We start from the raw sequence: 14831 nt of genomic DNA on the forward strand, positions 1-14831 counted from the left end.
ACCTCTCCGGTAGTGCGGGAAGTGACGTTTTAGCATCTTTTATTATTTTTTACCACCTTTCTTTAACGGATAATCGCTAATTTCGAACGATTTTTTTTAAATCCTACGGAATAACTAATAATTTATAATATGGAAAACTTGAACATAGCACTTCTGCTAATGGTGGTAGGTATGGCAACAGTCTTTGCTATCCTGCTGATTGTTATCTACTTAGGAAAATGTCTCATTGCACTTGTGAACAAATATGCACCCGAAGAAGTGGTACCGGCCAAAGCTGCAGCAAATGGTCCTGCACCTGTCCCCGGTAATATTCTGGCAGCTATCAGTGCAGCCGTAACAGTAGTGACACAAGGTAAGGGTAAAGTTGCTAAGGTAGAAAAAATCTGAAATAATAATCTTATATAAAAACACACCGAATAATTTAGTATGAAAAAGGAAATTAAGTTCAGCTTGGTATTCAGGGACATGTGGCAGAGTGCCGGAAAATATGTACCCCGTGTTGACCAGCTGGTGAAAGTAGCTCCCGCTATCATTGAGATGGGTTGTTTTGCGCGCGTGGAAACCAATGGCGGAGGTTTTGAACAAGTAAATCTGCTGTTTGGGGAGAATCCGAATAAAGCCGTGCGCGAATGGACGAAGCCGTTCCACGAAGCCGGTATCCAGACTCACATGTTGGACCGTGCCTTGAATGGCCTCCGCATGAGTCCCGTGCCCGCCGATGTACGCAAGCTGTTCTATAAGGTGAAGAAAGCGCAAGGTACGGACATCACGCGTACTTTTTGCGGTCTGAACGATACTCGCAATATCATTCCTTCCATTGGTTATGCACACGATGCCGGAATGATTTCCCAATGTTCGCTCTGCATCACCCATTCACCTATCCATACCGTAGAATACTACACGAACATGGCTTTGAAGCTTATCAAGGCTGGTGCCGATGAAATTTGCATCAAGGATATGGCAGGCATCGGACGTCCGGTTTCCCTGGGTAAGATTGTGGCCAATATCAAGGCGGCACATCCCGATATTCCTATCCAGTACCATAGTCATGCGGGGCCCGGCTTCAATATGGCAAGCATTCTTGAAGTGTGCGAGGCAGGTTGCGACTATATTGATGTAGGTATGGAACCGCTTTCATGGGGTACAGGACATGCAGACCTGCTCAGCGTGCAGGCTATGCTGAAAGATGCAGGCTTCCAGGTGCCCGAAATCAACATGGAGGCATATATGAAGATACGTGCCCTCATCCAGGAATTTATGGATGATTTCCTTGGCTTGTACATCAGCCCGCGTAACCGTTTGATGAACTCCCTGCTGATTGGTCCTGGACTTCCGGGCGGCATGATGGGCAGTTTGATGGCAGACCTGGAGTCCAATTTGGAATCCATTAACAAATATAAGGCAAAACGCAACCTGCCCTTCATGAAGCAGGATGAATTGCTCATCAAGTTGTTCAACGAAGTGGCATACGTCTGGCCGCGTGTAGGTTATCCGCCATTGGTGACTCCGTTTAGCCAGTATGTCAAGAATCTCTCCATGATGAACGTCATTGCTATGGAGAAGGGCAAGGAACGTTGGGGCATGATTGCCGATGATATTTGGGATATGCTGCTGGGCAAAGCCGGTAAGTTGCCGGGTGAATTGGCTCCTGAGCTTATTGAGAAAGCAGAGCGCGAAGGACGTAAATTCTTCACCGGCAATCCGCAAGACAACTATCCCGATGCTTTGGACAAGTACCGCAAGCTGATGAAGGAAAACAAATGGGAATTGGGCGAGGACGACGAAGAGCTTTTCGAATACGCCATGCACCCGGCTCAATACGAGGCTTACAAGAGTGGCAAGGCCAAGCAGGACTTCCTGGAGGATGTGGAGAAACGCCGTGCTGAACGTGACAAATCTCCGCTGGACGATGCCAAACCCAAGACGCTCACCGTGCAGGTGGACGGTCAGGCCTACCGCGTAACGGTGGCTTATGGTGACATTGACCTGCCCGCTTCGGCTACCGAGAAGGTGACTGCTCCTCCCGTAGGCGAAGGTCAGGATATTCCGGCTCCGCTCGAAGGCAAGTTCTTCTTGACGAAGAATGCACAAGAAACCCCGTTGAAAGTGGGTGACAAGGTGAAGAGTGGCGATCTTCTCTGCTATATCGAAGCTATGAAGACATACAATGCCATCCGTGCAGACTTTGATGGAACGGTTGTTGCCATCTGTGTCAATCCGGGTGACTCTGTTTCTGAAGATGATGTATTAATGAAGATAGGATAATGGAAGATATATTTGCAAAACTCTATGATATGACGGCCTTCAGCAATATCATTGCTGATCCGTCGTTCCTCGTGATGTATGCCATCGCTTTTATCCTGCTTTATTTGGGCATCAAGAAGCACTATGAACCATTGTTGCTGGTACCCATCGCTTTCGGTGTACTCATCGCCAACTTTCCTGGCGGCGAGATGGGTGTGATTCAGGCGGATGAAAACGGAATGGTCATGGTAGGCGGGGTGATGAAGAATATCTGGGAGATGCCGTTGCACGAAATAGCGCACGACCTTGGACTGATGAACTTCATCTATTATATGCTGATTAAGACCGGATTCCTGCCACCTGTCATCTTTATGGGGGTGGGTGCGCTGACGGACTTCGGTCCGATGCTCCGTAACTTGCGTCTCTCCATATTCGGTGCGGCTGCGCAGTTAGGTATTTTCACCGTACTGCTTTGTGCTGTGATGATAGGGTTCACTCCGCAGGAAGCGGGTGCGTTGGGCATTATCGGTGGTGCCGATGGCCCTACGGCTATCTTTACTACCATCAAGCTGGCTCCCCATCTGTTGGGACCGATTGCTATTGCTGCTTATTCTTATATGGCGCTGGTACCGGTCATCATTCCGATGGTGGTGAAGTTGTTCTGTACCAAGAAGGAATTGATGATTAACATGAAGGAGCAGGAGAAGCTGTATCCTTCGAAAATCGAGATTAAGAATCTGCGTGTATTGAAGATTATCTTCCCGATTGCAGTGACTACGATTGTTGCTTTATTTGTGCCTACGGCAGTACCTTTGATTGGTATGTTGATGTTCGGTAATTTGATTAAGGAAATCGGTTCTGATACAAGCCGCTTGTTCGACGCTGCTGCTAATAGTATCATGAATGCAGCTACCATCTTTTTAGGATTGAGCGTTGGCGCCACGATGACTAGTGAGGCATTCCTGAATTGGACAACCATCGGTATTGTGATTGGCGGTTTCCTGGCATTTGCATTGTCCATTACGGGAGGTATTTTCTTTGTGAAGCTGTTCAACCTATTCAGCAAGAAGAAGATCAATCCACTGATTGGTGCTACCGGCCTGAGTGCCGTGCCCATGGCAAGCCGCGTCTGCAATGAGATTGCAACGAAATATGACCCGAAAAACCATGTGCTGAATTACTGTATGTCCAGTAATATCTCCGGTGTAATCGGGTCGGCTGTTGCGGCTGGTGTATTGATTTCATTCTTGGGATAAACCTGGTCAGTAGGGGAAAGATAAAGAAACTCCGGCATGGCTTTACAAAGCCATGCCGGAGTTTCTTTATCTTTTTCGTTGAGGGGCATTTCATTCGCTGACCACTTTCCAATATTCAGCTACCGCCATCTTTTCCGCGAGATACGCATCAATCAGGTTGGTGTGTGCTTGTGTCCATGAGAGTTGTGCGGACAGTACATCTACCATGCTGGCTTTTCCTTCATTATAAGAGAAGGTGACAAGGTCTAGATTCTCTTCGGCAAGTGTCATATTCTCCCGGGCCGTCTTGACTTGCTGTTCAGTTTCCGTTAGCTTTGTGGTGGCTGCGGAGAGCTCTTCCAGAATATTGTCCGTTACATAGCTTTGTTGCAGCTTCTGTATGCCGATATAGGCTTTCTGTTGGCGGTTTGTCTTGAAGCGGGCTCCCCAACGGAAGATGGGGATGCTGACGTTGACCCCTGCGACGGGAGTATGAGGTACATTCTGCCCCATATAGGCGATTCCCGTATCCCAACCGGTAGCGAGAAACATGCTGGCTTGTGGATTGTAGCGGCTGAGGGCGGCATGCCGTTGCGCTTCACTGCGGGCGATGTTCACGGAGGTACTGGCATATTCTGCCCGGCGGGGCAGCACATCATCCAGGCCCAAAGGGATGATGGGGGCAGTCGGTATATCTATTTCGGCTATGCTGTCTATGGGAGCGTCCGGTTCCGAGCCCATAAGGATATTCAGTTTTTGCAGGGCAAGGGTATGGTTTTGGCGTGCCTTGATGTACTGTAATTCGGCCTCCTTACGCCGGGTGGAAATCATCAGCAAGTCTGTGCGGCTGATGGCGCCGTCATCGAAGCGGTCTTGGATGATGTCGTACTGCTGTTGTACAATATCCTGAAAGGTAGCCGCGGCTTTCAGACCGGCACGGGCGGCAGAGGCATTCCAATAGACGGCGTCACTTTGATAGTGTATCTGGTCGAGGGTCAGTTCTGTGGTTAGTTGCTCCAGTGCCTCTTCGGTTTGCGCCACTTTCTTTTGGGCTATTAGGGAACCTCCGGTATAAAGCGGCTGCGTCAAGGTGGCAAGTGCCTGATAGGTATAAGGGCGGTAGTCTCCTTTCGGACTGTTCCATTGGTCCAGATGATTGAGATTGGCGGTACCCTCGGCGATGATGTCAATCTGGGGCAGGAAACCGGTGGAGGCAATCTTGCGTGCCTCGGTACTGGCGAATGTTTTCAGATGCTGTTGTTTCAGAATCTGGCTGTATGCTTCTACCTTGTCGCGGTATTCTTCGCGGCTCAGATATGCTTGTTGTGCCCCGGCATTCAGTCCGGAGCACAGTAATGATAGAATAAGTATCTTTGTTTTCATCATTCAATTGGTAAACTGTAAATTGTTGAATGTTCTCTCACTTGATTTTATGAATGGCGCAATAAGCCACCGGCAGCACGAATAATGTCAATGCCGAGGCTACCAGCAAACCACCCATAATGGTTGCCGCCATGCCGCCGAACATGGCGTCGAACAATAACGGCAACATTCCCAGGATAGTGGTACCCGATGCCATAGCCACCGGGACAATACGGGTGGTCGTTGCACTGATAACGGCTTCACGCGGTGCTTTCCCGGCAGCGGTTTCCGTATCAATCTGGTCCACCAGCACGATGGCATTCTTGATATTCATTCCAATCAGCCCCAGCAAGCCGAGGATGGAGAAAAAGTCGAATGATTTTCCCAATACCACCAGTCCCAGTACAATACCTATAAAGATAAGCGGCAGCATCAGCAGGATAACAATCGGTTTCCGGTAGCTGCGGAACAGAAACAGCAAGGTGACGAACATAAGGAAGAATGTCAGCGGCAGGTTAGCTGCCAGTGCGGCATTGCTTTCTGCCTGGCTTTCCTGCTCTCCGAAGTATTTCATGGTGTAACCTTCGGGCACTTCAATCTCCTTCTGCACTTGCTTCCATATACGGTTGAAGGCGGCAATGGCATTCACACCGCGGCGTGGGTCGGCCTGCGCCATCATCACCATCTGCCGGTTGTAGTCTTTCACATTGGAGAACTTGTACTGGAAGTCGAACCGGCTGACGACTTGTTCCAGAGTGGTTGTTTCGCGTGCAGTGCCGAATACGGGGAGTGTACGCAAGTCGTTAATACGGAAAGAGTCGATGGTTTTATCCTTCAACAGAATGGGGAGTACTTGGTCTCCTTCCCTGTATTCTCCAAGTGTCATGCCGTTCGTACCGATCTGGATACTCTGTGCCATGCTTTGACGGGAGATACCCAACGGTTGTGCACGTTCCTGACTGTAAATGGGATGCCATACCGGTATCTTATTGCCCCAGGAGTTGCGCACGTTGATAAGTTCGTCGTTACGGTGCATGATGTCCAGAATCTTGTTGGTCAGCATGACCAGCGTATCCGTGTTATTGCCGATGAACCCGATTTCAATGGCGGCATCTACGGCAGGGGAGAGCTTGAACAACATGGTACGGGTGATGGCATTGGGATAGTTGGCCTTCATGTAGGCATCAAGGTTCTTTTCCTGTTCCTTGGTATATTTGCTGTCCGTTACTTCCACCAGGATATTGGCGAAGTTAGGTTTGGGGCCGACGGAAGTGGAGGCCAGATAGTAACGCAACGGTGTGCTGCCGAATGTGACGGATACCCGTTTCACTTCCGGCTGCTGCATCAGATGGGCTTCCACCTTTTTCATTTCGGTTTCTACTTCGCGGATGCTGTACCCGTCCGGATAGAATACATCTGCCCGAAAGTAGGGTTTGTCCAGAGAAGGGAAGAAGTTCTGGGGCATCAGTCCCATGACGAAAAGGGAGAGGATGAACAGTGCTGTAATGCTGCCAAGGGTCAACGCCTTCTTGCGTATCAGTGTGCCGAGGATGGAGGCGAATTTATGGTAGAAAGGCTTGTCGTATGGGTCTTTACCACCATCTTTTGCCTTTGCTTTCAGTATGAAGTTGCCGAATGTAGTGGTTTGTGTCAACGCCAGCACCCAACTTAATCCCAGGGAAATGGCCAGCACTACGAATAGCGGTTTCACGATTTCGGCTACGGAAGAGGGAGCCAGATACAGTGGCAGGAACGAACAGATGGCAATGAACGTTGCTCCCAGTAATCCCCATTGGGGACTGGTGGCACCGTCTATCAGCGCTTTCCGGCGGTCGATGCCGCGGGCAATGGCAATCTGGGCATTATCTGTCACCACGATGGCATTGTCCACCAGCATTCCCATGGCTATGATAAATCCGGCGAGGGAGGTCCGGTTCAGACCTACGCCAAGAAACGACATAATGAGCAGTGTGCCTCCGATAGAGAATATAAGGGAAGAGCCAATCAGTACTCCTGCACGCATGCCCATCACCAGCATGATGATTACAATCACAATCAGGATGGATTCTATCAGATTGATGATGAACCCGTTGTTGGCTTCTTGGGCAATCACGTTTTCGGGATACAGACTTTCCAGTTCCAGCCCCACGGGGATGAGGGGCATGAGTTCGGCAAGCCTCCGGTCTACCAGTTCACCGGTTTTTACCACATCCTTTGTAGGGTCTGTGGAGATGCCGATACCGATGGCGCGCTTTCCGTTGACGTGCATGATATTGCCGGGAGGTTCCATGTATCCCTTTTCAATGATGGCGATGTCGCCTAGCTTGACTTGTCCGCCGGAGGTAGTGATAACCTGGTTGCGGATATCATCGACAGTCGTGTAGGTACCGTTGGCCACGATGCGTAACTGTTGTTCTCCAGCACTGATTTCACCCGTATTGATAATCTGGTTCTGCGATTGCAGCAGGCTGGCCAGCTGCTTGGGGGCGATACCCATTCCTGCCAGCTTGTTTACGGAGATGAATATATGGATGACCTCTGTCTGTGTACCGAAAAGGGCTACCTTCATCACACCGTCTGCCGTGATGACTTGTGTCTTGATTCGTTCCGCCCAGTTTCTCATTTCTTCATAAGAGAAACCGTCGTCACCCACCAGGCTGTAATAGATGCCGAAAACGTCTCCAAAATCATCCGAGACGGTCGGCACAGAAGAGCCTGCGGGCAGTTGGGGCTGTATGTTGAGCACTTTGCGCCGCAGTTCGTCCCACTTCTGCGGAATGGATGCGGCAGAGAGTGACGGTTGCAGTTCGAAGGTTATCTTGGAGAGTCCGTACATAGACTCTGACTTTATCTTGTAGACGCCGCTCATCGACTGTATTTCTCGGGAGATGGGTTCGGTGACGAGCCGTTCCACTTCTGCCGGCTCCGCTCCCGGGTAGCGTGTCATGATGACTGCCGACTTGATGACGAAAGGTGCGTCTTCCTTCTTTCCCAACCTGCCGAATGACAGTATGCCGCCGATAAGCAGCACAGCCAGAAAGAAGTAGACTATCTTCGTGTTGTCTAATGAATATTTGGCTAGATTCATGTTGTTTAATTATCAATTATCAATTTTTACCTTTTCTCCTTCTGTCAGCTGGTATACTCCGGCCGTCACAACGGTTTCTCCCGGTTCCAGCCCTTTAGAGATAAGCAGGTTTGCCTCTCCCGTTGGAGAATAAACGCTCACTTCGCGACGGCTGACTTTATTACCTTCCACCACCCATACATACGTTTTCTGGTTTTCACTGTTACCGAATACGGCACTTAACGGTACATTCATCAGCTTTTCTTCCAGGAAGGGAGTGACATCCGATGCCAGCTTTATTTTGCATGTGAATCCCGGTTTTACGTCATAACGTGCACGGTCAAAGTGCGGGTCGTCAATTGTTATTGTCACCGGAATACCCGTTCCTGCTGTGGAGATGTCAAGATACTCTTCCATTCTGGCATCGAAAGCCTCTGCGGGGTAGCTATCGAACACCACCTTGAACTTTACGTCCTTGGCACGGAGCAGATAGAGATAATCATCCGGTACGGTGAACTTGACTCGTAGTTTCTGTGTATTTACCAGTAGTACAACCCCTTCTCCCGCATTGACACGCTGATAGTTCTCTACCAGCCGTTTTTCGATGGAACCGTCGAAAGGGGCTGTCAGCCGCGTATCCCGTATATTGTTGCCGGACAACTCGTAGGCGGATTTTGCTTTCTGATAGTTGGCTACGCTGATTTCGTATTCCTGCACGGAGATAGCCTGGCGGCTAAGTAGCCGTTTGTTACGTTCCACTTGTGCGGCAGCTGTTTCGTAGGCAGCTTTGTCGGCTGCATATTGCAGGGAGATGTCGCGTGGGTCGATGGCGGCAATCAGTTGCCCCTTCTTTACCCGCTGTCCCTCTACAACCGGGAGGTTGATGATTTGTCCGCTGACGCGGAAGGCAAGTCTCACATATTCCACGGCTTCCACCATTCCGGAGAAGTCTTTGTGGATAACCGACTGTGAACTGACTTGTGCAGTCTTCACCGGTCGGATAAGGGTATTGCTACCCTTTTGTTTTTGCCCGCACGACGTGATGAGCAACGTCGTGACCAGGGCGAAAAGAAACATTTTTTTCATTGGTAAACAAGTATATAGTTATTCGTTCAGGTATATATAAAAACATAAGAGGTTGTGTCAAAACGTTGGCACAACCTCTTTTATATTTTAAGTTCTGCTATATTTTCTTTTGGCTATGCTACTTTTTCCTCATGCATTTGGCAGCAAGTTGCTATATTCCAATTATATCGGGTTATAAATAGTCCCATAAACAAATATTTGGCAACTGTAATGAGCCCCTTTCCTTCTTTTATCAGTTTAGCACACATTTTTTTGATATTAAAGGCTATAGCAAAGAAAGCAAAGTCCATTGTAACCTTGTCTTCTCCCACATGCCGGAATCTTCTGTATGCCATGTTGTATTTCATTTGTCCAAACACAGCTTCTGGTTCTATACACCTCCTGCCTCTATGCTTGATACCTTCTTCTGAGAGCAACCTTTCCCGTGCCTGCCGTTTGTATTGATTTAATCGGTGGTTGACTTCTATAATACGGTTCCCCCGAGCTTTAAAACAACTGCCACGCAAAGGGCAACCTTCGCATCTTTTTGCTTTATACCGGGCACTTTCGGTGATGTATCCGCTCGCTGTCTTGTCACGTTTGGTTCCTATACGGTTCATGTGCTGTCCCATAGGACAAACGTAATAATCCTCTTGGGCATTGTAATGGAGACTTTCGGCATGGAACGGGTTGGGAGTATAACGGGGACGCTGTTCTTTATGGAAGTAATTGTACTTGATGAAGGCTTCTATCCCATTCTCCTGCATGAACCGGTAATTTTCTTCCGAACCGTAACCGGAGTCTGCCACGCAGATATTCGGTAAACGGTTATAGCGGTACTGGAAAGAGTGGAAAAAAGGTATGAGGGTCAGTGTATCGGTAGGGTTGGGAAACAGACGGAAGTCTGTGATAAATTGGTTTTCAGTACCTATTTGCAGATTATATCCGGGTTTGGTCTGCCCGTTCTTCATGGCATCTTCTTTCATGCGCATGAATGTGGCACCAGGATCGGTCTTGGAATAGGAGTTACGTTCTCCAAGGGTATCAAGGTGATTGTCATATTCTATCAGCTTGTCACGATACCCTTCAAGTTCCCTGACCTGCTTCTTCTTTTTGCGCAGGGCTTTCTTTTCTTCCTTATCCTTTGTTGCAGGCTGGCGTTCCAGGGCTTCTTTAAGTTCATCCACTATGTCAGAGAGCCTGCAGGAAGTAAACTCCACGGATGTGTCTTTTATAGAGTTCTCCTGTGCAATGGTTTCATCCACCTGCTCCAAGAGAATACGGATTTTATCCATTAGTCTCGTACGGTTCCGTTCGACTGTCTTGCGCCAGACAAAAGTATATTTGTTGGCTTTGGATTCAATCTTGGTGCCGTCAATATACTCCACATCAAGGCTGATGAAACCTTTATCGGCAAGGACAAAAATCAACTGGGTAAATACATTATTTATTTCCTCCTTTACACGGTTACGAAAACGGTTGATCGTGATAAAATCCGGATGCTCATTACCGGCAAGCCAAATATAATGAATGTCACGAAGGAGGTGCTTCTCTATTTTACGGCAAGAATAGATATTATTCATGTAGGCGTAGATTATCACCTTAAGCATCATTTTAGGATGATAAGGACAACGGCCCGTTTCCTTATAAAGCTTCTTGAAACTCTCAAGATTGAGGTTGTCAATAACAGCATTCACGATGCGGACCGGGTCGTTCGCAGCTATGTTTTCATCAATTCTTTGTGGAAAAAGAACGGTTTGGTTGGGAATGTAAGGACGAAAATGTAACTTTGCCATAACGAAAAACTTTATGCCTAAAGATACGAAAACTTTGGGTAATAACAAAGCCCGGGCTTGAGAAAGTCTGGGCTTTGCGCATAAAAAAAGGCTGTGTCAGCATTTTGACACAACCTCATAGGATAAATGATGATTTAATGTGCCAATATGGTTAATTACATGAGCACATTAATTTTTAATTCCGTCCCCCGTTCCAGCGTATATGGGTGTCCGTAGACTTGTATGTCCACTTTGCTGCCTGCTGTAAGCGAGATTTCGATTTCTTTTCCTACCCGTATGTGAAGTGTGTTTTTCAGATAATTCACCTTGAATGAATAGCTGTCCCATTTTTGCGGTATGACGGGGGAGAAACACAATGTCTCCTTCAGCACCTGCATACCTGCAAATCCGCGTACAATGGCCAGCCAGCTGCCGGGCATACTGGTTATGTGCAGACCTTGGTCCGCTTCGTTGTTGTAGTCGTCCAGGTCAAGCCGCGTGGCATGCAGGAAAAGCTGGTAAGCTTTTTCCACTTTGCCGATGCGTGCAGCCAGGATGGAATGGATGTGGGGAGAAAGGGAGGATTCGTGTACGGTCATCGGCTCATAGAACTCGAAATTGCGGCGGACGGTTTCCGTGTCGAAATAGAAATAATAAAGGTAAAGTCCGAGCAACACGTCGCTTTGCTTGATGTAGCAAGAGCGCAGAATGCGATCCCATGACCAATGTTGGTTGATGGGGCGTTCTTCGGCAGGAATGTTATCTGTACTTTCCAGTACTTTATCCATATAGCCGTCATTCTGGATAAAAATTCCCCGTTCCTTGTCTTCCGGCAGATACATGTGTTCGATGATGTCTCTCCACCGGGCGCTTTCCTTTACTTGGTCGAGATTGGTGATGCGGCGTATGCGGGCATATTCGTCCGGATATTGCTGTGCTATCATTTCCAGAAAACGGAGGGTCATCTTGAGGCATTGTATGCAGGAATAGTTGGTGTACCAGTTGTTGTCCACATTGTTTTCGTATTCATCCGGGCCGGTAACTCCCAGTATGACATATTTCTGTTTGGGTTGGGAGAAGGATACCCGTTGGCTCCAGAAGCGGCTGACGGCAATCATAACTTCCAGGCCATATTGGGCGATATAGTCCATATTACCCGTCAGTACTGCATGCTGAACGATGGCATAAACAATGATATTGTTGCGATGGATTTCCTCGAAGGTTATTTCCCATTCGCTGTGGCATTCCTCTCCGTTGTTGGTTACCTGCGGAAACAACGCTGCACCGTCCTTGAAACCCAGTTTGCGGGCGTTTTCTATGGCCTTGGGAAGCTGGTTGTGCCGGTATGCCAGCAAGTTCTTTGCAATCTCTTTGGGAGTGGAGAGCAGAAAAAACGGTACACAACACAATTCCGTGTTCCAATAGGTATTGCCGCCATATTTTTCTCCGGTGAATCCTTTGGGGCCGATGTTCAGGCGCGGGTCATCTCCCCGGTAAGTCTGATACAGCTGGAATATGTTGTACCGGATACCTTGCTGTGCTTCCGGGTCCCCTTCGATGACGACATCCGTTTCGTCCCAGATTTCCTGCCAGGCCCTTCGATGCTCTTCTACCAGCGTATTCCAGCCTATGTTCTTGGCTTCGCGTGCCTCGGTCATGGAGTGCTCCACCAATTCACCCCGTTCGTGGTAAAGAGAAGAAGCGATGGCGGTGTATTTGATGAGTGTCACGTTGTCTCCGGGTTTTACGTCGGCACCTACGCTGAAACCGGTCTGCTTTTCCTTTTCTATCCGTATGGGATTGGCAGTGGTTTCCTTGTTGTTTTTGAAGAATTGGTAAGTCATGGCGTAGCACACTTGTGCATCTTCCCGGCGGGTCTGTGTCCAGAGGTAGGCACAGTCGCTGGTAGAACCGGAACGCAGGATGTTCCATATTTTCAGGTTCGGCAGGTCGGCATCGTCCACGATATTCCCGTCAAGGATGGGCACGAGTGAGATTCTACCGGTATAGTTGATGGAGGACACACTGTACTTGATGAGACAGAGGTTGGGTCTTGCCATATCCGTGATGTGCTCTATATGGATGCGGAGCTGGTTTCCCCGGGGAGAGGTCACCTCCATGTCCCGGTAGGAGATACCCTCTTTCATGTCGAGGCGGCGGTTGAAGCTGTCGACATCCCAGCCTGCCAAATCGAGTTCCTCATCGATGAGGCGCAGGTTGATACGGCTCCAGTCGGCAGCCTTGGGTATGCGGGTGTAATATGGGGGAAATCCGTTCTTCCACCATCCTACGCGGGTTTTGTCCAGGAAAGTGATGCCGGCCACAAATGAACCACGGTAACTGTCACTGCTGTAAGGCTCCTCAAAATACCCCCGTTGCCCGAAACGTCCGTTTCCGAGACTGAATATACTTTCCGACATCCGTTGACGGTCGGGGTGGAATTGGTCTTCGATGATATTCCATTCATCGGTCTTGAGGTATTTCTTCATGACGACGTGTTTTCTGTAGTTATCGCCGTAAAGTTAAGCAATATGCGGAAATAAAGAAGAAAAGTAAGGACAAAAATAAAGAAAGGCAAGGAAAGACATCAAAAAGACACCGGGAAAGTATCGTTCCTTGGTACCGAACGATGCTTTCCCCGGTGTCAGGTGGAATGTTGCCCGGTGTCGGTCAATATTTCCGTCTCAGAGTACTTCGGGGGTGATTCTTAGTTTGCTTTCTCTCCTTTGGTCTCTTTGATTAAATATACACAGAAAGCACCGATTATCAGCATGACTCCTGCTAACACAAGCATATTGATTTCAGGAGGCAGTCCTCCTTTGGGAGTAAACAAGGCAAGGATGATGCCGCCCAAGGCTGCCGCTATAATCTGCGGGATACAGATAGTTCCGTTGAAAAGTCCCAGATAAGTACCCATGTGTCCTCCGCTCAGTGCGTTGGTTAGGATGGTGAACGGCAGTGCCAGCATGGCAGCCCATGCGCACCCTATCAGCAAGAAGGAAATGAAGAGCATATAAGGGTCGTGTATGAAGTAGGTGGAAATGAAACCTATACCTCCCAGAACAAGGCTGAGTGAGTAGACGCAGCGGCGGTCCTTGAACATCGGTATGCAGATGGCCCAAAGCACAGAGCCGATGGCTTGCACGGCAAACAGTACGCCTACCCAGTCGGCGGCATTCTGATATTGCAGGCTCTTGGTGTCGAGTACTATTTTGGTCACACCATCTACCAGGTGCTCTACTGTAGGAGCGTCGAAAGCATTGGCAGCGATGCTGCCGTTGGTATAAGTCCACATGAACATAAAGGCAAACCAGCAGAAGAACTGTACCAGTCCGATAGTCCAGAATGCTTTCGGAGCGTTGATAAGCAGCTTCAGCATGTTGGTCTTTTCATGTTCCTCTTCTTCGGTGATGCCGTGATACTCTGCATATTCGGCAGGCGGCATCTCTTTTACTTTGATCGAAGTGTAGATGACGCAGAAGATAAGGATGGCCGCTCCGATGTAGAATGAGTAAATAACCGAGGCGGGGATTACTCCTTGGGGAGCTGTATTGCTGATGCCAATCCATGCAAAGATGAACGGGAAGAGATAACCCACCAGGCTACCTGCATTGCATAGAAAACTCTGGATGGAGTAGGCGAGTCCTTTTTGTTTCTCATTCACCATGTCGCCCACCATCATTTTGAAGGGCTGCATGGCCATATTGATGGAGGTATCAAGGAACATCAGCGATACCAGACCGAAAATCATGGCTGTACTTACTGCCATGCCGAAGCTTCCGGCATTGGGTAGCAGGCACATGACGAGTACGGCCACCAACGAACCTATAAACAGATAAGGAATGCGCCGTCCGAAGCGTGTCCAGGTCTTGTCACTGGCGGCTCCCACAATGGGTTGTACAATGATACCTGCCAACGGCGGCAGGATCCAGAAATAACTCAAATTATGCGGGTCTGCACCCAAAGTGGAAAAGATACGGCTGATGTTTGCACTCTGCAAAGCATATGCAATCTGCACGCCGAAAAAACCAAAGCTGATGTTCCACAGCTTCCAGAAACTTAAATCGGGTTTTACTTTCATGA

Annotated in this window: 9 protein-coding genes; 3 read left to right on the forward strand and 6 right to left on the reverse strand. The window is 48.7% G+C overall.

Annotation, left to right across the window (positions count from 1 at the left end; translation table 11 throughout):
* Positions 1 to 129: 129 nt before the first annotated feature.
* The 3 genes from H1A11_RS02115 to H1A11_RS02125 are packed head-to-tail and all read left to right on the forward strand — an operon-like array spanning position 130 to position 3500.
* A complete protein-coding gene (locus H1A11_RS02115) occupies positions 130 to 387 on the forward strand; it encodes an OadG family protein (protein WP_035449540.1) in 258 nt (85 codons plus the stop codon).
* A 39-nt stretch (positions 388 to 426) separates the two neighbouring features.
* Positions 427 to 2265 carry a biotin/lipoyl-containing protein gene (locus H1A11_RS02120; RefSeq protein ID WP_181757652.1) on the forward strand — a complete coding sequence of 613 codons (1839 nt, stop codon included), beginning with the start codon at positions 427 to 429 and terminating at the stop codon, positions 2263 to 2265.
* Entirely contained in the window at positions 2265 to 3500 is a 1236-nt protein-coding gene (locus H1A11_RS02125; protein WP_117601166.1) for a sodium ion-translocating decarboxylase subunit beta, read from the forward strand. Before H1A11_RS02120 ends, H1A11_RS02125 begins: the two co-directional genes overlap by 1 nt.
* Before the next feature lie 90 nt (positions 3501 to 3590).
* Here H1A11_RS02125 and H1A11_RS02130 read toward each other — a convergent pair whose 3' ends face one another.
* The 6 genes from H1A11_RS02130 to H1A11_RS02155 form a co-directional block, all read right to left on the reverse strand.
* Positions 3591 to 4865 (reverse strand): TolC family protein, encoded by a 1275-nt coding sequence (locus H1A11_RS02130; RefSeq protein WP_138344740.1) that lies wholly within the window; start codon positions 4863 to 4865, stop codon positions 3591 to 3593.
* Positions 4866 to 4899: 34 nt separating this feature from the next.
* The gene (locus H1A11_RS02135) at positions 4900 to 7929 is read right to left on the reverse strand and encodes an efflux RND transporter permease subunit (RefSeq protein WP_181757653.1); all 3030 of its coding nucleotides are present in this window, start codon (positions 7927 to 7929) and stop codon (positions 4900 to 4902) included.
* A gap of 12 nt (positions 7930 to 7941) precedes the next feature.
* Positions 7942 to 8994, reverse strand: a complete 1053-nt coding sequence (locus H1A11_RS02140) for an efflux RND transporter periplasmic adaptor subunit (RefSeq protein ID WP_117966259.1) — start codon at positions 8992 to 8994, stop codon at positions 7942 to 7944.
* Between the two features lie 113 nt (positions 8995 to 9107).
* Entirely contained in the window at positions 9108 to 10769 is a 1662-nt protein-coding gene (locus H1A11_RS02145; protein WP_061411457.1) for an IS1182 family transposase, read from the reverse strand.
* Between the two features lie 155 nt (positions 10770 to 10924).
* On the reverse strand, positions 10925 to 13237 hold the full coding sequence (locus tag H1A11_RS02150) for a family 65 glycosyl hydrolase domain-containing protein (protein WP_181757654.1): 2313 nt from the start codon (positions 13235 to 13237) through the stop codon (positions 10925 to 10927).
* A 218-nt stretch (positions 13238 to 13455) separates the two neighbouring features.
* On the reverse strand, positions 13456 to 14829 hold the full coding sequence (locus H1A11_RS02155) for an MFS transporter (protein ID WP_117966256.1): 1374 nt from the start codon (positions 14827 to 14829) through the stop codon (positions 13456 to 13458).
* Between the last annotated feature and the right edge of the window lie 2 nt (positions 14830 to 14831).

It is taken from the genome of Bacteroides sp. CACC 737, assembly GCF_013874375.1.
GTDB classification, from domain to species: Bacteria; Bacteroidota; Bacteroidia; order Bacteroidales; family Bacteroidaceae; genus Bacteroides; species Bacteroides uniformis.